Consider the following 20,950-nt stretch of genomic DNA (forward strand, 5'->3'; position numbering starts at 1 on the left):
GCCCGGACCCTCGGCCGACCGAGCGCCGACGTCGGCGGCCGGCACGGCGACGGGCCGGTAGCGTCGGCGGCCATGAGGCCAGGACAACCCCACACCCCCGAGCAGCTCGCCGACATCGAGGCCATCTGCCGCCTGAAGTACGCCTACGCCCGCTGCGTCGACACCAAGGAGTGGGACGAGCTCGCGTCGCTGCTCACCGAGGACTGCGTGGCGAGCTACAGCGCCGGCAAGTACCACCACGAGGGCCGCGACGACATCATGGCGTGGCTGTCGAGCTCGATGGCCTCCGAGCACTTCCTCTCGAGCCACAAGATGCACCACCCCGAGATCGAGCTCACGGGCGCCGACACCGCCACCGGGACCTGGGCGCTCGAGGACGTCGTGGTGGAGGCCGAGTGGAAGATCATCATCCGGGGGGCGGCGTTCTACACCGACGAGTACGTCAAGCGCGACGGGTGCTGGTACATCGCCCGGACGGCCTACAAGCGGGTATTCGAGACCCTCGAGCCCTGGACCGACAGCCCGGGCATGACCCTCACCGCCAGCTGGTGGGGCACCGGCGGCCAGAGCACCATCGACGCCTGAAGCGGGCGCCGGAAGCGGTTGCCCGCGCCGCGTGCGAATCTGTGGGCATGCGCTTGGCGAGGTTCTCCCACGATGGTCGCGAGCGGGGCGGGGTGGTGGTCGGCGACGAGGTCGTCGACCTCGCCGCCGCTGCCCCCGAGGTCCCCGATGATCCGGTGGCCCTGCTGGCGGCCGGCGCCGACGCGCTGGCTGCGGCGGAGGCGGCTGCGGCGGCCGCCCCGCGGCTGGCGCTCGACGAGGTCGAGCTGCGCTGCCCGGTGCCCCGGCCCCGCAACTTCATGGCCATCGGCCTCAACTACGCCGACCACATCGCCGAGTCGGGCATGCCCACCCCCGAGCACCCCGTGTTCTTCAACAAGGAGGTGAGCTGCGTCACCGGCCCGTTCGACCCGATCCACCTGCCCCGGGCCAGCACCATGGTCGACTACGAGGGCGAGCTCGGCTTCATCATCGGCCGTCCCTGCCGCCACGTCCCGGCCGAGCGCGCCCACGAGGTCATCGCCGGCTACTTCGTGGTCAACGACGTCACCGCCCGCGACTGGCAGTTCCGCACGCCGCAGTGGAACCTCGGCAAGTCCTTCGACACCCACGGGCCCATCGGCCCCTGGATCGTCACGGCCGACGAGATCGGCGACCCCCACGACCTCGACCTCACCACCTGGGTCAACGGCGAGCAGCGCCAGTCCTCCAACACCCGGAACCTCGTCTTCGACTGCTTCGAGCAGGTCGCGACGCTCTCGACCGTCTGCACCCTCGAGCCGGGTGATCTCGTCGCCAGCGGGACCCCCGACGGGGTGGGCATGGCGATGTCGCCGCCCGCCTTCCTGAACGAGGGTGACGTGGTCACCATCACCATCGAGGGGGTGGGCACCATCGCCAACCCCGTCATCGCCGAGCCCGCGGACACGGCCCGGATCTGACCGGCCTCCGATGACCCTCGCCGGCGTGGACCGGGTGATCCTCGAGCTCACCATCGAGCGCGTCTACGGCGTCTCGCACTTCGAGGCCTGACCCGCCGAGGAGCCCCATGCCCCTGGATCGACGCACGCCCGCCGCGGGCGAGGTTCCCGGCGAAGGCCGCGACCCCGACGCCATCCACGACGTGGCCATCGTCGGGTTCGGACCGGTGGGGGCGACGCTGGCGGCGCTGCTGGCCCCGTGGGGGCACTCGGTGGCGGTGTTCGAGCGCTCCACCACGGTGTTCCCGCTTCCGCGGGCCGCCCACCTCGACCACGAGGTGATGCGGGTGTTCGACGACGCAGGGGTGGCGGAGGCCGTGCTGCCGGCCACGACGCCGGTGAAGGGCATGCACTTCCTCGAGGCGCGGGGCGGCGCCGAGCTCTTCGGCTTCGATGCTCCCGAGGGGCCCACGCGCTACGGCTGGCCCGCCGGGCTGATGTTCTACCAACCCGAGCTCGAGGCGGCGCTGCGAGGACCGGCCGAGTCCTGTCCGTGGGTCGACGTGCATCTGGGCCACGACGTCGAAGCCGTGGTCGACCGCGGCGACCACGTCGAGCTCACCGTCCGCGACCTCGCGTGGAACCAGACCGTCACCCACCGGGCGCGGTACGTCGTCGGGTGCGACGGGGCCCGCAGCACGGTGCGGAAAGCCGCCGGCATCGCCTTCGACGACCTCGGCTTCGACGAGCCGTGGCTGGTGCTCGACGTCGAGCTGCTCCGGGACGACCTCGACCTGCCCGACGTGGTGCAGCAGGTCTGCGATCCACAGCGGCCAGCGACGTTCGTCCCCATGCCCGGTCACCGCCGGCGCTGGGAGTTCATGCTCCTCCCTGGTGAGGACCCCGAACTCATGGAGCAGCCCGCGGTGTTCCGTCGCCTGCTCGGCGAGTGGGTGGACCCGGACGCAGTCGAGGTCATCCGCTCGGCGGTGTACCGCTTCCATGCGCTCATCGCGTCCCCGTGGCGGGTCGGACGGTTCCTGCTGGCGGGCGACGCCGCCCACCAGATGCCGCCGTTCCTGGGCCAGGGCATGTGCGCCGGTGTGCGCGACGCCGCCAACCTGGCCTGGCGGCTGCGGTGGGTGCTGGACGGCATGGCCGACGACCACCTGCTCGACAGCTACGAGACCGAGCGATCGCCCCACGTGCGCTCGATCATCGACCTGGCTGTGTCGATGGGGTCGATCATCTGCACCCTGGATCCGGAAGTGGCGGCCGTCCGCAACCAGCAGTTCCGGGATCACCCCGAACTGGCGCCGAAGGGCGGGCCCGGCGAGATGCTCCCGTCCCTCGGGACCGGTGTCCTCCAGTGCGACGACACCGGCGCCGTGGTGGCGCCCGCGGGCACCTGCTTCATCAACCCCCGCCTCGACGACCCCTTCGCCACCGCGCTCGACGAGCTCGCCCGCGACTTCACGGTGCTCACGAGGAGTGACGCAGGTGCATGGTCGCTCGTCTGGGGTGAGGACGACGAAGGCGGCACGCCACACGTGCGCCCTGGCGCCAGGACCGCCGAGGCAGCCAGGTTCCCCGAGGTGGACGCGTGGTTGGGCGAGCACGGCGTCGCCGCGGTGATCCTGCGGCCCGACCACTACGTCTGGGGCGTCGCCCGCACGGAGGAGGAGCTGCCGGCGCTGATCGACCAGTTGGCCGCGCAGCTCAGGGGGCCACTCGCCTCGTAGCGCTCGTAGCGCTCGTCGCGCTCGTAGCGCTCGTAGCGCTCGTAGCGCTCGTAGCGCTCGGACGGATCCGCGGCCCAGGGAAGCCAGACGGGGGATACCCCCGGCGATCAGGCGCGGAGCAGTCCGGTCAGGGTCACCTGGAGGACGGTGCGGGCCCGGTCACGGGTCAGGGCCTGGGAGGTGCGGAGCCGCTCCCAGGCTTCCCAGCTGGTCACGAGCTCGAGTGCGTCGAGCAGGGCGCAGCCGTCGCCGTGGGCCTCGTCGCGCGCCGTCAGTTCGGCGGCAAAGGTGGTGGCGAGCTCGTCGCGGAGCAGCTTCGACAGGAACGCGAGGTTCTCGTCGATGGTGGGGGAGCGGTGGCGGATGAGCAGCGCGGCCCGTCGCACCGGCGTGACGATCTCGAAGAGCTCGCAGCGGCGGGCGACGGTGTCGGTGATGCGCTCCTCGAGCGATCCGGATGCCGCGGGCTGGACCAGCAACGGCTCGATCTGCGATCGCTGCCGGCGGACCGCTTCGACGGCCAGCGTCTCGAGGTCGGAGAAGTGGAAGTACACCGCTCGCAGCGACACGCCGGCCTGGTCGGCGATCTGGAGGGCGGTCGGGTCGGGGACGCCGCGGTGGTAGAGACCGAGCATGGCGTCGACGATGGCGTCGCGGGACTGCTCGTCGCGGAAGGCGAGGGAGTCGCGGGTGCGGGTGTCGTCGAACCCTCCGGTCCCCGTGGCGAGGTCGGCGGTGTCGAGGTCCCCCACGTGGCCATGTTCCCACACTTGGCAAGAGGCCCCGACCGCCCCTCGCGGCCCTACGGCCCACGGCAACGCGCCGCCCTCTAGCGTGGGACCGATGCCCGACGAGGACCCCTACCCCGAGCAGTGGGAGTCCGATGTCGTCCTCGCCGACGGCTCGACCGCCCACGTCCGACCCATCCGTCCGGACGACCGAGAGCGCCTGCGGGACTTCCACGGCCGCCAGTCGGCCGAGAGCATCTACCTGCGCTACTTCACTCCGCGTCCTACCCTCAGCGAAAGCGATCTCGACCGGTTCACCAACGTCGACTACCAGGACCGCATGGCGTTCGTCGCCGTGCTCGGGGACGATCTGATCGCCGTCGCCCGCTACGACCGCTGGTCCGGGCGCGACGAGGCCGAGGTGGCCTTCATGGTCGACGACGCCCACCAGGGCCTCGGCATCGGCACCGTGCTGCTCGAGTTCCTGGCCGAGGCCGCCCGCCAGGTCGGCTTCCGTCGCTTCAGTGCCCAGGTGCTGCCGTCCAACCGCAAGATGCTCCGGGTGTTCCGCCAGGCGGGGTTCCGCACCACCAGCGAGTTCGGCGACGGTGTGATCGAGGTGATGCTCGACATCGAGCCGACCGCCGAGGCGCTCGCGGCCGTCGAAGCCCGCAGCCACTCGGCCGAGGTCCGGTCGGTCGCCCGGGTCCTCGCACCGCGTTCGGTCGCGGTGATCGGGGCCGGGCGCGAGCCGGGCCGCCTCGGCCACGAGGTGGTCGTGAACCTGGTCGCAGCAGGGTTCACGGGCGCGGTCTACCCGGTCAACCCGGCCGCCGATCACGTCGCCGGGATCCCCGCCGTCGCCAGCGTCCTCGACACGCCCGAGCCCGTCGACCAAGCGGTGATCGCCGTGCCCGCCCCGCTCGTCGCCGACGCGGTGCTCGAGTGCGCACGCGCCCGGGTCCAGAGCCTGGTGATCGTGTCCTCCGGCTTCCGGGAGTCCGGGCCCGAAGGAGCAGCGGCCGAGCGGGACCTCGTCAGCCTCGCCCGCCGATACGGCATGCGTGTGGTGGGGCCGAACTGCCTGGGCGTCATCAACACCGACCCCCAGGTTCGCCTGCACGCGTCGCAGAGCCCGGCGCGCCCGTCGCCCGGGCCCATCGGCCTGCTCTCGCAGTCCGGCTCCCTGGGTACCGCCATCCTCGACCACGCCGAGTCGCTCGACCTGGGCATCTCCACGTTCGTCGAGGCCGGCAACAAGGCCGACGTGAGCGCCAACGACCTGCTCCAGTACTGGGAGGACGACGAGCGCACCCGGCTCGTCCTGCTCCACCTCGAGTCGTTCGGCAACGCTCGGAGCTTCAGCCGCATCGTTCGCCGCGTGGGCCGTCAGAAGCCCGTCGTGGCGGTGAAGAGCGGCGCGGTCATGGCCGGATGGGCGGAGCAACCGTGGCTCCAGGGCGCCACCGCCGACGCACTGCTGGCGCAGATGGGGGTGATCCGCGTCGATGCGATCGAGGCCATGTTCGACGTGGCCCGGGTGCTTCTGCACCAGCCGGTGCCCACGGGTCGGCGCGTGGCCCTCGTCGGCAACGCCGGCGGTCCGACCCGACTGGCGGCCGACGCCTGCGTCGGCGCCGGGCTCACGCTCGCGAGCCTTGGTGCGAACACCCGCGACCGGTTGCGCACCGCGATGCCCGTCGAAGGGCTGGCTGACAACCCGGTCGACCTCACCCACCGTGCCGGCCCGGACGAGTACGCGGCCGCCCTCGAGGCGGTGACCGCCGACCCCGAGGTCGATGCGGTGCTGGTCATCTACGCCCCGCCGCTGAGCGACCGCACCGGGGAGGTGATCGATGCCATCACCGCCACGGCGCCCATCGGCGGGAAGCCCGTCGTGGCCACCGCGCTCGGGGTGGGGGCGGTCGATCTCCCCAGCCCGGGCGACGGCGCGGTGCCGAGCTTCACGTTCCCCGAGCGCGCGGCGCGGGCGCTGGGCGCCGCGGCGGCCTACGGGGCGTGGCGGGCCGAGGAGGCCGGCGAGCCACCGCCGCTCGACGGGGTCGACGAGGAGCGCGCCCGACTCCTGGTCGAGGAGGTGCTCGCGCACCACCTGGAGGGCACCGTTCTCGGCCCCGCCGACGCCGACGCGCTGCTGGCCGCGTTCGGGATCGCCGTGGCCCCGCGGCGGCTCGCGGGATCCTCCGCCGACGTCGTGAAGGCCGCCAAGGCCATCGGGTTCCCGGTCACCCTCAAAGCCACCGGGCTGGAGTCGCTCGGCAAGACGGAGGCCGCCGGCGTCGCGCTCGACCTCCACAGACCCGACGAGGTGCGACGCGCCCATCGGCGCATGAGCGACGCACTCGGGGGCGCCATGGTGCCGGCGCTGGTCCAGGCGATGGTGCAGCCGGGACTGGACCTCTCGGTGGGGCTCCACCAGCACCCGGCGGTGGGCGGTGTGCTCTCGCTGGGCGCCGGCGGCGCGGCAGGCGCCACCGGCGCCCCAGCCGTGCTGCGCGTGCTGCCCCTCACCGACGTGGACATCGAGCGTCTCCTCGCCACCGCACCGCTGAGCCAATGGCTGGCGGCCTGCGAGCCTGCGGTCGACCGCGGGGCCCTGGCCGACCTCCTCGCCCGTCTCAGTCGCCTGGCCGACGACCTGCCCGAGGCCGCCGAGGTCGTGGCCAACCCGGTGATCGTGTCGTCCCAGGGGGCGGTCGTCACCGACGTCCGGGTCCGCCTGGCGCCCTGGCGGCGTCTCGACCCCATCGAGCTCCGCCGCCTCTGACCCGGGTTGGGTGGTGTCAGGTGGGGCGCGGCTCGCGGGGGAGGCGGAGCACCCGCTCGCCCAGGATGTTGCGCAGGATCTGGGTGGTCCCGCCCATGATCGTGTAGGCCGGCGCGTAGCAGAGGTTGCGGGCCACCCGCCCGGCGAGGCCGTCGTCGTGCACGAGGGCCGCGGGCCCGAGGACCCGCCCGCAGAACGCCGCCACCCGCTGCTCGAACTCGGTGCAGAACGTCTTGGTGGCGGCCGAGAAGCTGGGCGGGGCCTGTCCGAGCACCTCACGCAGGACGAGGAGGCGGCCGATGCGGTACCCGGTCTCGAGGGCGGCGATCTCCTGGCGCACCAAGGGGTCGTCACGGTCGGCGAGCGGGAGGCAGTCCCGGTAGAGCGTGCGGTTCGAGATCAGCCGGTCGATGCCTCCCCGCTCGTGCTCCATCTGGGCCATCACCTGGCGGAAGCTGCCGTTCTCCTCGCCCACGAGCAGTTCCTCGGGCACGAAGACGTCGGTGAAGGTGACCTCGCAGAAGTGGCGGGCGTCGGTCATGTCCCGAATGGGACGGACGTCGATCCCGGGGCTGTCGAGGGCCACGATGAGCTCGGACAGGCCGGCGTGCGGCGGGGCCTCGGGGTCGGTTCGTGCGATCAGGTAGCACCAGTCGCCCGTGGCCGCCCCGCTCATCCACACCTTGGCGCCGTTCACCAGCCAGCCGCCGGCGGTGCGCTCCGCCCGGGTCCGCAGCGAGGCGACGTCGGACCCCGCATCGGGCTCGCTCATCCCCACGCACCACTGGTCGGTGCCGGCGATGATCCCGGGCAGGAAGCGGGCACGTTGCGCGGGCGTCCCGAAGCGGAGCAGCGTCGGGCCGATCTGGCGGTCGGCGAACCAGGAGTAGGCGACCGGTGCGCCGCCGGCGATGAGCGCCTCGAAGACCACGAGCCGCTCGATCGATGAACGGCCCCCGCCACCCTCCTCGACCGGCCAGGTCATGCCCAGCCACGCTCGGCGGGCGAGCTCGAGGGAGAACTCGCGTGAGTGACCGACCAGCCACCCGTCCTCCGGGATGGGTGACGACCACTCCTCGGCGACGGCGCGGGCCTCGGCGGCGAGGGCCTCCAGGTCGTCGTCCAAGGCGAAGTCCACGCGGGCATGGTGGCAGTCGCGCGGCCCGCCCGCGAACATGAGCGCCATGCAAGCGGTCGTGCTCGAATCCCACGGAGGGCCGGAGGTCCTCACCCTCCGGGAGGTGCCGGACCCGGCGCCCGGCCCCGAGGAGGTGCTCCTCGAGGTGGTGGCCACGGCCCTGAACCGGGCCGACCTCCTCCAGCGCATGGGCCTCTACCCGGACCCGGCGCCGGCGTCCGGGCACGAGATCCCGGGCATGGAGTTCGCCGGCCGGGTGGCCGAGGTGGGCGCCCGCTGTCGCTCGGCCCAAGTGGGGGACGAGGTGATGGGCATCGTCACCGGGGGCGCCTACGCCGAGCGCCTCGTCACCCACGAGCGTCAGGTGCTGCCCGTTCCCGCCTCGGTGCCGCTGGCCGACGCCGCCGCCATCCCCGAGGTGTGGATCACGGCGTGGGACGCCCTCGTCCGCCAGGGTGGGCTGCGGCCCGGCGGGGTGGCGCTCGTGCACGCCGGCGCGTCCGGCGTGGGGACCGCGGCCATCCAGATCGCCCGGGCCACGGGTGCGGTGGTGATCGTCACCACCTCGAGCGGGAAGGTGGCGGCGTGCGAGGCCTTGGGCGCCGACCTGGTCGTGGACTACACCGACGACGACTTCGTGGCCGCCGCCCGCGACTTCACCGGCGGTCGTGGCGTGGACGTCGTCCTCGACGTGATCGGCGGCGACTACCTCGATCGCAACATCGACGCCTCGGCCACGGGCGGCCGCATCATCCAGGTGGGGGTCATGGGCGCCGGGCAGTCGACGTTCGCCCTCGGCAAGCTGCTGCCCAAGCGGCTCTCGATCATCGGGACGGTCCTGCGCCCCCGGCCGGTCGAGGAGAAGATCGCCGTGACCCAGCAGTTCGGGCGCGAGGTCCTCCCGTGGTTCGACCGGGGCAAGGCGCGCCCGGTGATCGATTCCCACTATCCGCTGGCGCGGATTGCCGAGGCGCACGAGCACATGGCCGCCAACGCGAACGTCGGCAAGATCGTCATCGACGTCGCCTGACCGCGGGCGGCGGCCGGCGGCGGTTCCGTGCCGACCTAGCGGTCGGCGATCCCGACGTAGTCGCGCTCGGCGGGGCCGATGTAGAGCTGGCGGGGCCGGGCGATCTTCTGGCCCTGCTCGAGCAGCTCGCCCCAGTGGGCCAGCCACCCCGACGTGCGGGGGATGGCGAACAGCACCGGGAACATGTCGATGGGGAAGCCCATGGCCTGGTAGATGAGGCCCGAGTAGAAGTCGACGTTGGGGTAGAGCTTGCGGCTCGTGAAGTACTCGTCCGCCAGCGCCACCTCTTCGAGCTTCAGGGCGATGTCGAGCAGCGGGTTCTTGCCGGTGATCTCGAACACCTGGTCGGCCACCCGCTTGATGATCTTCGCCCGGGGGTCGTAGTTCTTGTACACCCGGTGACCGAAGCCCTGGAGACGGCCCTTCCCGGCCTTCACGTCCTCGATGAAGGGCTCGACGTTCTCGTACGAGCCGATCTGGGTGAGCATGCGGATGACGGCCTCGTTGGCGCCGCCGTGGCGGGGGCCGTAGAGCGCGGCTGCGGCGGCGGCGGTGGCGACGTACGGGTCGGCGTGCGAGCTGCCGACCACCCGCATGGCCGTGGTGCTGCAGTTCTGCTCGTGGTCGGCGTGGAGGATGAAGAGGGTGTCGATGGCCCGGGCGAGGACGGGGTTGGCCGCGTACTGGGGCTCGGCCACCTTCCACATCATCGACAGGAAGTTGGCGGCGAAGTCCAGGTTGTTGTCGGGGTAGACGAACGGCTGGCCCACGCTGAAGCGGTGGGCGCAGGCGGCCAGCGTCGGCATCTTGGCGATGAGGCGGATGATCTGACGGTTGCGGACGTCGCGGTCGGAGATGTCCTTCGCGTCGAGGTAGAAGGTGGACAAGGCGGCGACGGCCGAGACCAGCATCCCCATCGGGTGGGCGTCGTAGTGGAAGCCCTCCATGAAGCGCTTGCGCACGTTCTCGTGGATGAACGTGTGGTACGTGATCTCGTGCTTCCAGGTGGTGAACTCGTCCTCGGTGGGCAGTTCGCCGTGGATGAGCAGGTACGCCACCTCGAGGTACGTGGACTGCTCCGCCAGCTGCTCGATGGGGTAGCCCTTGTAGCGGAGGATGCCCGCCTCGCCGTCGAGCTCGGTGATCCCGCTCGACGTGGCCGCGGTGGTCATGAAGGCCGGGTCGTAGAACCAGACGCCGGGGAGCAGCTTGCGCCACTGCTCGGAGTCGACCCCACCGTCGATGATGGGGATCTCGACCGATTCGCCGGTGCGGTTGTCAGTGATCGTCACGGTCTCTGGCATTGCGGTCACACTACCCGCAGGCATGGCGGCCGTGACTGGCCTGACGGCGTTCTGACGGGGTCAATTCCCCGTCATCGTGGGGCGGATGCCGCCCTGGGCGTCGGCGTGGGCGGCCACCACGTCGACCAGCGCAGCGTGGATCGCCCGTGCCGGGGCCGAGGGCAGTCCGCGCCGGCGTCGGACGAGGCCGACCGAGCGGTGGGGGATGCCGTCGAGGGGGATCTGCTTCCACTCGTCGCTCGTGGTGAAGGGCAGCGCCGTGGCGGGGACCACGGCGGCCCCGAACCCGGTGATGGCCAGCGAGGCCAGCAGACGCATGCCGTCGACCTCGGCCTTCGCCTGGAGGGTGACGCCGGCCCGGGCCGCCTCCTGGTCGAGGAGATCGCGGAAGCCGGTGCCCACCGGCTCGAGCAGCAGCGGGTGGTCCGCGAGCTCGGCGATGCCGGCGCGGTCCTGGGCGGCGAGCGGGTGGTCGGCCGGAGCGATGAGGATCCGGTCCTCGTCGAAGAGGGGCTCGACGGTGAGCTCGGCCTCGTCGACGGGCAGGTTGACGACGGCGAGGTCCAGGGTGCCCGACGCCACCTGCGGGAGCAGGGAGGTGGTGGTGGCGTCGATGGCCACCACGTGGATGCCGGGATGCTGGACGGCCATGGCCTCGAGCAGCGGGGGCAGCAGCCAACGCCCGGTGGTGCCGATGACGCCCACCCGCACGGAGCCCCGGATCTCGTCGGCCAGGGACGCGACGTCGAACTCGAGGGCGTCCAGCTCGGCGTGGATGCGACGGGCGCGGGCGACGACGGCCTCGCCCTGCTCGGTGGGCAGGCCGGTGGCACGGTCGATCAGCGTGACGCCGAGCTCCGCCTCGATGCGGGCCACGTGGGTCGACACGTTCGACTGGACCGTGTGCAGGGCTCGAGCGGCGGCGGAGAAGCTGCCGTGCTCGGCCACGGCGGCGACGGCGGCGAGCTGGCGGAGATCCATCACCGGCCACGATAACGGGTATCACAAACAACTGTTGGACAGATCATGTGCATCGGTTCACAATGTTTCTCAGATAGCCGAGGGAACTGGTCCGGTCCCCCCCTGGACCCCCTCGAGCCGGCCGCGGAGAGCCGTCCCCCCCGATGCTCTCCAGGCCCCAATGGAAGGGACCGACCGCCCCCCGGTCGGTCCCTTCCGAATTTTTCCCCTGCTCCGCTAGCGTCTCGCCATGCCCACCGCCGCGTTCTTCGACCTCGACCGCACGCTCCTGGTCGGTGCCAGCGGACCGGTGATCTCCGAGGAGCTGCGTCGCGAGGGGCTCCTGCCCGAGCGTCACGTGCCCGGTGAGGGCCTCCTGTTCGACGTGTTCAACCTGGTGGGCGAGACACTGCCGGGCATGTTGTTGACCCGTCAGGCGGCCCGGGCCGCGTCGGGTTGGCCTCGGGCGACCGTCCAGCAGGTGGGGCGGGCCATCGTCGAGCCGCTCCTCGAGTCGGTGGCACCCTTCGCCAAGCTGCTCATCGCCGAGCACCAGGAGGCCGGACGCCCCGTCGTGATGGCCACGACCACCCCCTACGACGTGGTGAAGCCCTTCGCCGAGGCCCTCGGCCTGGACGACGTCGTGGCCACCCGGTACGGCTTGCGTGACGACGGCGCCTACGACGGCACCATCGACGGCGAGTTCGTATGGGGGCGGGGCAAGCTGCTGGCGGTCAAGGCCTGGTGTCGGTCGCACGGGGTCGAGCTGCGCGACAGCTGGGCCTATTCGGACAGCTTCTACGACCTCCCCCTGCTCAGCACGGTGCGCCACGCCACCGCGGTCAACCCCGATGTGCGCCTGGCCATCGTGGCCTCCGCCCGCCGCTGGCCCGTGCTGCACCTCGACGTGCCGCCAGGGGTGCCGAAGCTCGCCGGCGTCGAGCCCCAGCAGGTGCTGCTGCCCCTGGTGCGGAGCGAGCTCATCCCCTACGCCCGCTTCGACGTCGAGGGGGTGGAGAACCTGCCCACCGATGGCCCCGCGATCATCTGCGGGAACCACCGCAGCTACTTCGACCCGCTCGCGGTGGCGGTGACCATCGCCAAGCGGGGCCGGCCGGTCCGCTTCCTGGGCAAGAAGGAGGTGTTCGACGCTCCGGTCGTGGGCCAGGTCGCCCGGGCCATGGGCGGCATCCGGGTCGACCGGGCCACAGGATCGGACGAGCCCCTCAAGGCGGCGGCGCAGGCGCTCGAGGCCGGCGAGATGGTGGCGCTGATGCCCCAGGGCACCATCCCCCGGGGCAAGGCCTTCTTCGAGCCCAAGCTCACCGGCCGCTGGGGCGCCGCCCGACTGGCGGCGATGACCGGCGCCCCCGTGATCCCCGTCGGGCTGTGGGGCACCGAGAAGGTGTGGCCCCGCTCGGCCCGCCTGCCGAACGTCTTGAACCTCACCGATCCGCCCACGGTGCGCATCCGGGTGGGTGAGCCCGTGGAGCTCGGCCGCGAGGACCCCGATGCCGACACGGCGGCGATCATGGCCGCCATCGTGAAGTTGCTGCCGCCCGAGGCCCGCAAGCGGCGCAAGCCGACCGACGAGGAGCTGATGCTCACCTTCCCGCCGGGCTACAGCGGCGACCCCAACGCCGAAGACACCCGCCGCCCCGGCACCGACTGATCCAATGGTGGCTGACGATCCCGACCTCGAGCTAGGTCCGGGCGTCGCACGGGCGCTCCGCGACTGGCGTGAGGCCCGCGAGCTCCGCCGCGATGCTCGCAACTGGCTCGCCCACGGTGAGCGATCGGATGATCCACTGGTCGCCGCGGAGGTCATTGCGGCGGCGGAGCAGGCGCGTTCCACGGCGCAGCTCTCGTCGTCACGTGGCATGCGCCTCGCACTCGTCGTCGTGATCACTCAGTGCGGGAGGTTGTTGGTGGACGGGTGGTTGGGGGATGCACAGACACCGGCCTTCGTCTTCTTGGGCGCGTGCGGCTTGGTGGGCATCGCCGCTGCGGTCTTCGGGCCCGGCCTGACCCGCCGCCGTGTCGAGAGGCAGGCGGGAGTGCTTCTCGAAGCCGAACGGGTGCTGGTCGAGCACGGCGTGGGCCGTGATCTGCTCCCCGCCCCAGAGGACGCCGCCGCTGTGGCCAAGGACTCGACGTGAGCCTGGGTGCCGGGGCGGACAGAACACAGGCAGGCCGTGCAGAGGCGGTTACGGGACGCTGGCCCGATCTCGAGGACCTGCGGCGCGCCCGAGCGGCGCGGGCGTGGCTCAACCGAGGACGGCCGTCGTCCGATCCCGCGGTGGCCCGTCAGGTGCTCGTTGAGTACCGGGAGGCGCAGCGGCGCTGGTCGAGGTTCGACTCGTGGTGGTCCAAGGCGCTGCTCGCCGGGTTCGCCCTGGTGTCGGTGGTCGCCATCGTCGGTCAGCTCAGCGATGGCGTTGCGGTCGGAGCGGTGTTCCCACTGGTCGCACTCCTGCTGTGCATCTTCTTCACATTGGTCGTGGCGCCGCGTATCGAGGCCCGCCGGGCGCCCGAGATGGCGCAGGCGGCGGCGGAAGCGCAGGCGCTGCTCGACCGTTCCGGGCGCAGCTGAGCCGCTGGTCGCGGCCGGCGGCGACTCCAGCTCTGCTGCCACGGGGAAGGCAAAAGGCGCTTTTCAAGGCGGCGCCGACCGGGTTCCGGGCCGAGTCGGTGGGGCGCATCACGCTGTGTGGTCAGATCAGGCCGCGAAAGCCGACCTGCCTGAACTCGACGCAATAGCTGTCGGAACTCGACGGCCATTGCGTCGGGTTTCAGGCGATCTCACAGGATCGAGCGCGGAGCGTGGCGATCTGTCTCCCACGGTCCGTTCTGGGCAGGCAAACGCCGGTGAGGGCACACACCGCTGCCGAGAACGCTGGGCCTCATGGGCCGACCGGTTCTGGGAACGCTCGAGCCGGCGCCGGCGGCTTCACGGTGCCGAGAACGACGGATTGGGCGGCCTGCGCCGATGGGCACGGACTCGGGGGCGCCGCCGGGCGAGATGCGGCACCGCTCGCCCCGTTGTTCGCGCCTTTGGGTTCCCGAAGGCGTGACGTCGGGCGTCGAGCGGCCGCCCGCCGCCATCGGGTTCTGGAAACCGAGACTCCGGCGTCGGCGGCTTCAGGCTTCCGAGAATCCTCCCCGTCTCCCCGTCTCCCCCTGGTTCTGCCTCCGGTAGACAAGATCGGGCCGTGTAAAATCATGAAAATATATGAAACACCCTATGTGATACCATAGGCTCCATGGCCCGACGAGAGGTGCTGGTGCAGTTGGACGACGAGCTGGTCGAGGGGCTGGACGCGGTGGCGCAACGACGAGGGACGAACCGATCCGCGTTGTTGCGAGCGTGCGCACGAGCGTTCCTCGACGGCGTCGATGAGGCCGAGGCCGACGCCCGTCTGCAGGACGCCTATCGCCGTCAGCCCCAGGACGAGTGGGTGGTCGAGGTCGGGCTCGCCATGGCTCGCCAGGCGACTCCGCGGTGGTAGCTCGGGGTCAGATCCACTGGGCCGACCTCGGCGAGCCCTGGGGGCGCCGCCCGTTCTGCGTCGTGACGAGGGATCCCGCGCTCCCGGTGCTCGACGCCATCACGGTGGCACCGCTCACGCGCACGATCCGCGGCATCGCCTCCGAGGTCATCGTCGGGGACGCGGAAGGCCTCCCCGCCCGTTCCGCGGTGTCGTGCGACAACCTGATGACGGTTCGCAAAGCCCTCCTCGACCCCGAACCGGCGGGTCGGGTCGCAGGGATGGGCGTGGTCGAGCTCGACCACGCCCTCCGCTACGCGTTGGGGATCCGCTTCTAGCGTCAGCCGGCCTGGGCTTGGCGGATGATGTTGAGGGCGCTGCCGGCCTTGAACCACTCGATCTGCTCGGGGGAGTAGGTCTGGGTGGTCTCGAAGTCGACGGTGCTGCCGTCGGGCTTCACGATCTGGCAGCGGACCGGGGTGTCGGGGGCCAGGTCCGCGAGGCCGAGCACCGAGATGCGGTCGTCCTCCTCGATCTGGTCGTAGGTGGCCGGGTCGGCGAACCACAGCGGGACGACGCCCTGCTTCTTGAGGTTCGTCTCGGCGATGCGGGCGAACGACCGGCAGATCACGGCGCGGCACCCGCGGAAGCGGGGCTCCATGGCGGCGTGCTCGCGCGACGAGCCCTCGCCGTAGTTCTCGTCGCCGATGGCCACCCAGGGCTGGCCGGCCTCGTGGTAGTGCTTGGCGATCTCGGGGAAGGGCTTGCGCTCGCCGTCGAGCTGGTCCTTGCCCACGCCGGCCTCGCCGTCGAAGGCGTTGATGGCCCCGAGGAAGAGGTTGCCCGAGATGTTCTCGAGGTGGCCACGGAAGCGCAGCCACGGACCGGCGGCGGAGATGTGGTCCGTGGTGCACTTGCCCTGCGCCTTGACGAGGACGGGCAGGGCGATGAAGTCCTCGCCGTCCCACGCCGGGAAGGGCTCGAGCAGCTGGAGACGGTCGCTGTTCGGGTCGACCGCGACCTCGACCGACGAGCGGTCCGCCGGGGGAGCGATGAAGCCGCTGTCGCCGGGGTCGAAGCCGAGGGCCGGTAGCTCCTCGCCCACGGGCACGTCGAGGCGGATGGCCTCGCCGGCGGCGTTGGTGAGGGTGTCGGTGACGGGGTTGAAGTCGAGGGTCCCGGCGAGAGCCAGGGCGACGACCGTCTCGGGCGACGTGACGAAGGCCAGCGTGGTGCTGAAGCCGTCGTTGCGCTTCGGGAAGTTGCGGTTGTAGGAGGTGACGATGGTGTTGGTGTCGCCCTCCTTCACGTCGCTGCGGGCCCACTGGCCGATGCAGGGGCCGCAGGCGTTGGCCAGCACGGTGGCGCCGATGGCCTCGAAGTCCGCCAGGAGGCCGTCTCGCTCGATGGTGGCGCGCACCTGCTCGGATCCCGGGGTGATCATCAGGTCGGTCTTGGCGGTGAGGCCGGCGGCCGCCGCCTGGCGGGCGATGCTCGCGGCCCGGGTGATGTCCTCGTAGGACGAGTTGGTGCACGATCCGACGAGGGCGGCGCTGATCTCGGTCGGCCAGCCGTTCGCCTCGGCCTCGGCGCCGACCTCGGCCACGGTGCGGGCGAGGTCAGGCGTGTGCGGGCCGTTGATCAAGGGGGCCAGGGTGTCGAGGTCGATCTCGATGACCTCGTCGAAGAAGCGCGACGGGTCGGTGAGGACCTCGTCGTCGGCCCGCAGGTCGTGGGCGTGGGCGTTGGCCAGGTCGGCGATGGCCTCGCGGCCGGTCGACTTGAGGTACCGCGCCATGGCGTCGTCGTAGGCGAACACCGAGGTGGTGGCGCCGATCTCGGCGCCCATGTTGCAGATGGTGGCCTTGCCCGTGCACGAGATGGAGTTGGCGCCGGGGCCGAAGTACTCGACGATCGCGCCCGTCCCGCCCTTGACGGTGAGGATCTCGGCGACCTTCAAGATGATGTCCTTGGGGGCGCTCCAGCCGCTGAGCGAGCCGGTGAGGTGGACGCCGATGAGCTTGGGCCAGCGCACGTTGAACGGGTGCCCGGTCATGACGTCGACGGCGTCGGCGCCGCCGACACCGATGGCCACCATGCCCAGGCCGCCGGCGTTCGGGGTGTGGCTGTCGGTGCCGATCATCATCCCGCCGGGGAAGGCGTACTGCTCGAGCACGACCTGGTGGATGATGCCCGAGCCCGGCTTCCAGAAGCCGAGGCCGTACTTGGCCGACACCGTCTCGAGGAAGTCGTACACCTCGGAGTTGTTGTCGAGGGCGGCGAGCAGGTCCACCTTGCCGTCGTCGCGGGCCTGGATCAGGTGGTCGCAGTGCACGGTGGAGGGCACCGCGGCCTGGGGGAGGCCGGCGGTCATGAACTGGAGCAGCGCCATCTGGGCGGTGGCGTCCTGCATGGCCACACGGTCGGGCTGGAGGTCGGCGTAGCTGCGGCCGCGCTCGATCTCCTGGCCCTCGGGGTCGCGCAGGTGGTTGATGAGGATCTTCTCGGCCAGGGTGAGGGGACGGCCGAGGCGGCGACGGCCGATGGCGACGCGCTCCTCGAGGGTGGCGTAGACACCCTCCACCAGTTCGACGGGGGTGGTGGGGGTGACGGTGTGCTCGGTGCGGTCAGCGGCCATGGCGAGGTTCCTCTCTGTGCCTGCGTGCTCCGGACATGATACAAGTAGAAGACAAGTGCGCACACATCGTTACCAACAGATCGCCGACGAGCTGCGTCAGCGGGTCGAGGCGGGTGAGTTCGCGGCTGGTCGGCTCCTACCCAGTGAGTCCGAGCTCTCCGGACAGTACAGCGCCAGCCGGGTCACGATCCGGCGAGCGCTCGAGGCGTTGCGCGCCGACGGGCTGGTCGAGTCCCGCCAGGGCTTCGGGTGGTTCGTCGCCGCCGACCCCCTACGCCAGACCCTCGGCCGGCTCGGCACCATCGAGGGCCAGCTCGCCGCCTCGGGGGTGCCCTCCGAGCGCCGGATCCTCGACTTCGCGTTCGTCCGAGCGCCGGCCCGGGTGCGCTCCGTGCTCGGCGAGGACACCGTCCTACGGGTTCGTCGCGTGAACCTCGCCGATGGCGAGCCCTTCGCCCGAGTCACGGTGTGGTGCCCCGAGTCGCTCGGCTCGGGCCTGTCCCGCGACCAGGTGGCGGCGAAGTCGTTCTACGACCTGCTCGGGGTGGAGTTCGGCGGCGCCACCCAGACCATCGGCGCCGACGCCGCGTCCGACGCCGACGCCGAGGCCCTCGAGATCCCTTCCGGCTCGCCCGTGCTGGTCTGCGAGCGCGTCACCGAGGACGCCGACGGCCGGGCCGTCCTGCTGTCCGAGCACGTCTTCCCGGCCCACCGCACGGAGTTCGTCGTCGACCTGCCCCACGCCGAGGCCTCCATCAGCCCCAGCGGCCTCCGCCTCGTCGACGGACCGTGAAGGCCGCCTCGCCTCGCCTCGACCGGCCCGTCCGAAGGAGGGGACGAGCGTCCGATCCTCACGGCCGCCTCCCTCGCCGCCTCTCCGGCCAACGCGCGGCGAGATCCACACTGGCGGCCGGGTGGCGTTCGAGCCGTCTTCGTCCGGCGAGCCGGGAGCAGCCGGTCCTGGGATAGGGCGGTCGCTACCCTCTCCCCGTGGCGGATGAGGGACGGGCTCGACGATCGCGTGCTCGGCGCCACCGCTCGCCGGCCGGCGGACTGCCTCCAGGGCTCGACCAGACGCCGGTCCGATGGCGCGACGCCATCGGGGTCTCGCCGGCGGGCGAGGCGTGGGCGGCGGCACGACGTGCGCTCGGGGGTGACCCCACCGCGCCCGGCGTGCGCTTCGACCGCACGTCGCTCGGCCAGTTCAAGGCCCGCATCAGCGTCCCCACGTGGACCAAGCGCCCGTTGCCCGACGGTCGGGTCCCCGTGCTCAACCTGTTCAACCGCGTCCGCCCACCGGAGGGCTCGCCCTACTCGGTGAGGATCACCCACTGCCGGGACTTCCTCGGGGGGCAGCGGACCTACGACAGCCATGCGGGGACCGATTTCGCCAGCCACGTCGGGACACCGGTCGTGGCCGGTGCGCCCGGTCTGGTGGTGCGTGTCGCCCAGGAGTGGGACCGCGGCGGGCGCGACGTGATGGTGGACCACGGGCAGGGGCTGGTGACCACGCACAGCCACCTCGCCCGCACGTATGTGGTCGAGGGTCAGTCGGTCGCCCGTGGCGAGGTGCTCGGGCTGTCGGGCGCGGCCGGTCTCGAGTTCCTGCTGTTCTTCCCGTTCATCGCGCCGCACCTGCACTACAACACGTGGGTCGACGGGGTCGCCGCCGACCCCTTCGCGGTGACCGCGGACGGCGAGACCTCGCTCTGGCGGACCGGGAACGACCCGGTGCCCCACGACGGCTCGTCGGTGGAGGGCGACGCAGACGTGTCGCCATCGGCCTGGGACGAGGACGTCGTGTCCGCCCACGTCGACCTGATCTCGGTCGTCGCGGAGCGCGATCGCATCGGGGCGCTCGAACCGGGGTGGCGTCGGGGCGCCGAGGTGCTCTGGTGTCGGGAGATGCGGGCGCCGATGTTCACCGGTACCGGGCCGGCGCTGTTCGCGGAACCGGGTGGCCGCCGGGCCGTCCTCGACCTGCCCTATCGCCGCGAGGAGATCGCCGGCATCCGCCTTCCCGGCGCGGCGCCGATTCCCTGACGATCGCCCAGCGTCGCCAGGGAGCCGCTACCAGGTGTCCCAGTGGATGAGGTCGTCGGTGGGGATGCGGGGGGCGGGCTTGAAGTCGGTGCCCTTCGTGTAGGCGACGGGGAAGAGGCCGACCTGGGTCCAGCCGTCGAAGGGGATGCCGAGCAGTTCGGCCGCCTCGCGCTCGTGGTAGAGGTGCATCGTCGTCCACGCGCTGCCGAGGCCCCGAGCGCGCAGGGCGAGCATGAAGTTCCACACCGAGGGCAGGATCGAGCCCCAGAACGCGGCGGCGGACGCGGCGTCGAGGCCGTCGGCCCGGCCCTTGTGGAGCGGGATGACCAGGGCGGGCACCTCGTGGAAGTGGTCGGCCAGGTACATCGCCGACGAACGCACCGCCTCCTGGCGTGAGCCGCGGGGGTCGTCGGGCTCGAAGGGCTGGATCGGCAGCGGGACGTAGAACTGCTCGAAGATGTCGCGGTAGAGGTCGGCCAGGCCCCGCTTGCGCTCGGGGTCGGTGACGACCATCCAGTTCCAGTCCTGGGTGTTCGACGCCGACGGCGCCTGCAGGCCGATCTCGATGCACTCCTGGATGACCTCGCGCTCGACCGGGCGCTCGAGGTCGAGGCGCTTGCGGACGGCGCGGGTGGTGGTGAGGAGCTCGTCGAGGGTGAGGTCGAGGGTCACCCCGCCAACGTACGCTCCGGCGGGCCTACCACTCGTCCCAGTGGATGAGCTGCTCCGCCGGGATCCGTGACGCCGGCTTGAAGTCGGTGCCCTTGGTGTAGGCCACCGGGAAGAGGCCGGCCTGGGTGTACGCGTCGTAGGGGATGCCGAGCAGCTCGGCCGCCTCGCGCTCCTTGGGGAGGTGCAACGTCGTCCAGGCGCTGCCGAGGCCCCGCTCGCGCAGCGCCAGCATGAAGCTCCAGACCGCCGGGAGGATCGAGCCCCAGTAGCTCGCCGCCCCGAAGGCCTCGGCTCCGTCGGCCCGCCCCGCCTGGAGCGGGATCACCATGGCCGGCACCTCGTGGAAGTGCTCGCGCAGGTAGGTGGCCGAGCCCTTCACCGCGTCCTTGCGGTCGGTGCGGGGGTCGCCCTCGCCGTAGGCGGGGCCGTCGTACTTGATGTAGGGGTCGAAGCCCGCTGCGTAGAGGTCGGCCAGCGCCTTCTTCTTCTCGGGGTCCGTCACCACCATCCACTGCCATCCCTGGCTGTTCGACCCGGTCGGCGCCTGCTGGGCGATGTCGATGCACTCGACGATCAGCTCGCGCTCGACCGGGCGCTCGAGGTCCAGGCGCTTGCGCACCGAGCGGGTGGTCGTGAGGAGCTCGTCGGCGGAGAGGTTCAGGCGCATCCGCTCAACCTAGGTCGCTGCACCCGCCCGGATCCGTCGTTCTGGCCGCGGCGGCCTGTTGTCACGACGGTGTTCTCGCGGCCAGAACGTATGGGGGTCGTCGTTCTGGCCGCGGCGGCCTGTTGTCAGAGGCTGTCTCGTTAGGCCGCTGTGGTGGTGGGGGCGCGGGCAGTGCCCTGGCGGGTCATGCCCGGTGGGCGTGGAGGAGGGTGAGGTTGTGGCCGGTGAGGATGGTGAGCCACTCGGTTCGGACGGCGTCGATGCCTCG

The 20,950-nt window shown here is 71.6% G+C and carries 19 protein-coding genes; 12 read left to right on the plus strand and 7 right to left on the minus strand.

What is annotated here, in order from left to right:
• Positions 1-72 precede the first annotated feature (72 nt).
• The 3 genes from JNK12_12570 to JNK12_12580 all read left to right on the plus strand — a co-directional run bounded on the left by JNK12_12570 (position 73) and on the right by JNK12_12580 (position 3,226).
• The gene (locus JNK12_12570) at positions 73-585 is read left to right on the plus strand and encodes a nuclear transport factor 2 family protein (protein ID MBL8776767.1); all 513 of its coding nucleotides are present in this window, start codon (positions 73-75) and stop codon (positions 583-585) included.
• 47 nt (positions 586-632) lie between these two features.
• A complete protein-coding gene (locus tag JNK12_12575; protein MBL8776768.1) occupies positions 633-1,505 on the plus strand; it encodes a fumarylacetoacetate hydrolase family protein in 873 nt (290 codons plus the stop codon).
• A 107-nt stretch (positions 1,506-1,612) separates the two neighbouring features.
• Entirely contained in the window at positions 1,613-3,226 is a 1,614-nt protein-coding gene (locus JNK12_12580) for a bifunctional 3-(3-hydroxy-phenyl)propionate/3-hydroxycinnamic acid hydroxylase (protein ID MBL8776769.1), read from the plus strand.
• Positions 3,227-3,333: 107 nt separating this feature from the next.
• Here JNK12_12580 and JNK12_12585 read toward each other — a convergent pair whose 3' ends face one another.
• Positions 3,334-3,978, minus strand: coding sequence for a TetR/AcrR family transcriptional regulator (locus tag JNK12_12585; protein ID MBL8776770.1), 645 nt, complete (start codon positions 3,976-3,978; stop codon positions 3,334-3,336).
• A gap of 91 nt (positions 3,979-4,069) precedes the next feature.
• On the opposite strand from JNK12_12585, the gene JNK12_12590 reads away from it, so the two are divergent.
• Positions 4,070-6,742: a GNAT family N-acetyltransferase gene (locus tag JNK12_12590; protein MBL8776771.1), complete on the plus strand. Its 2,673-nt coding sequence runs from the start codon at positions 4,070-4,072 to the stop codon at positions 6,740-6,742.
• Between the two features lie 16 nt (positions 6,743-6,758).
• Here the strand turns inward: JNK12_12590 and JNK12_12595 are convergent, their stop codons facing one another.
• Positions 6,759-7,880 (minus strand): acyl-CoA dehydrogenase family protein, encoded by a 1,122-nt coding sequence (locus JNK12_12595; protein ID MBL8776772.1) that lies wholly within the window; start codon positions 7,878-7,880, stop codon positions 6,759-6,761.
• A 46-nt stretch (positions 7,881-7,926) separates the two neighbouring features.
• On the opposite strand from JNK12_12595, the gene JNK12_12600 reads away from it, so the two are divergent.
• Entirely contained in the window at positions 7,927-8,910 is a 984-nt protein-coding gene (locus JNK12_12600) for an NAD(P)H-quinone oxidoreductase (protein MBL8776773.1), read from the plus strand.
• A 35-nt stretch (positions 8,911-8,945) separates the two neighbouring features.
• Here JNK12_12600 and JNK12_12605 read toward each other — a convergent pair whose 3' ends face one another.
• Both JNK12_12605 and JNK12_12610 read right to left on the minus strand, forming a co-directional pair.
• Positions 8,946-10,214, minus strand: a complete 1,269-nt coding sequence (locus JNK12_12605; protein MBL8776774.1) for a citrate synthase — start codon at positions 10,212-10,214, stop codon at positions 8,946-8,948.
• Between the two features lie 60 nt (positions 10,215-10,274).
• The gene (locus JNK12_12610) at positions 10,275-11,195 is read right to left on the minus strand and encodes a LysR family transcriptional regulator (protein ID MBL8776775.1); all 921 of its coding nucleotides are present in this window, start codon (positions 11,193-11,195) and stop codon (positions 10,275-10,277) included.
• 229 nt (positions 11,196-11,424) lie between these two features.
• On the opposite strand from JNK12_12610, the gene JNK12_12615 reads away from it, so the two are divergent.
• From JNK12_12615 to JNK12_12635, 5 genes are all read left to right on the plus strand, one after another.
• Positions 11,425-12,846, plus strand: a complete 1,422-nt coding sequence (locus JNK12_12615) for an HAD-IB family hydrolase (GenBank protein ID MBL8776776.1) — start codon at positions 11,425-11,427, stop codon at positions 12,844-12,846.
• Positions 12,847-12,853: 7 nt separating this feature from the next.
• On the plus strand, positions 12,854-13,333 hold the full coding sequence (locus JNK12_12620) for a hypothetical protein (protein MBL8776777.1): 480 nt from the start codon (positions 12,854-12,856) through the stop codon (positions 13,331-13,333).
• 140 nt (positions 13,334-13,473) lie between these two features.
• A complete protein-coding gene (locus JNK12_12625; protein ID MBL8776778.1) occupies positions 13,474-13,767 on the plus strand; it encodes a hypothetical protein in 294 nt (97 codons plus the stop codon).
• Positions 13,768-14,437: 670 nt separating this feature from the next.
• On the plus strand, positions 14,438-14,683 hold the full coding sequence (locus JNK12_12630) for a ribbon-helix-helix protein, CopG family (protein MBL8776779.1): 246 nt from the start codon (positions 14,438-14,440) through the stop codon (positions 14,681-14,683).
• Positions 14,677-15,000: a type II toxin-antitoxin system PemK/MazF family toxin gene (locus JNK12_12635; GenBank protein ID MBL8776780.1), complete on the plus strand. Its 324-nt coding sequence runs from the start codon at positions 14,677-14,679 to the stop codon at positions 14,998-15,000. Before JNK12_12630 ends, JNK12_12635 begins: the two co-directional genes overlap by 7 nt.
• A 2-nt stretch (positions 15,001-15,002) precedes the next feature.
• On the opposite strand, the gene JNK12_12640 is transcribed toward JNK12_12635, so the two are convergent.
• Complete coding sequence (locus JNK12_12640; GenBank protein ID MBL8776781.1) at positions 15,003-17,300, minus strand: aconitate hydratase; 2,298 nt, start codon at positions 17,298-17,300, stop codon at positions 15,003-15,005.
• A gap of 55 nt (positions 17,301-17,355) precedes the next feature.
• On the opposite strand from JNK12_12640, the gene JNK12_12645 reads away from it, so the two are divergent.
• Entirely contained in the window at positions 17,356-18,093 is a 738-nt protein-coding gene (locus JNK12_12645; protein ID MBL8776782.1) for a GntR family transcriptional regulator, read from the plus strand.
• Between the two features lie 197 nt (positions 18,094-18,290).
• Entirely contained in the window at positions 18,291-19,343 is a 1,053-nt protein-coding gene (locus JNK12_12650; GenBank protein MBL8776783.1) for a M23 family metallopeptidase, read from the plus strand.
• A gap of 27 nt (positions 19,344-19,370) precedes the next feature.
• On the opposite strand, the gene JNK12_12655 is transcribed toward JNK12_12650, so the two are convergent.
• Positions 19,371-20,015 (minus strand): nitroreductase family protein, encoded by a 645-nt coding sequence (locus JNK12_12655; GenBank protein MBL8776784.1) that lies wholly within the window; start codon positions 20,013-20,015, stop codon positions 19,371-19,373.
• Positions 20,016-20,040: 25 nt separating this feature from the next.
• Positions 20,041-20,682, minus strand: coding sequence for a nitroreductase family protein (locus JNK12_12660; GenBank protein MBL8776785.1), 642 nt, complete (start codon positions 20,680-20,682; stop codon positions 20,041-20,043).
• Positions 20,683-20,950 lie beyond the last annotated feature (268 nt).

This window comes from Acidimicrobiales bacterium (assembly GCA_016794585.1).
In the GTDB taxonomy this organism is placed as follows: Bacteria; Actinomycetota; Acidimicrobiia; order Acidimicrobiales; family DATDAH01; genus JAEUJM01.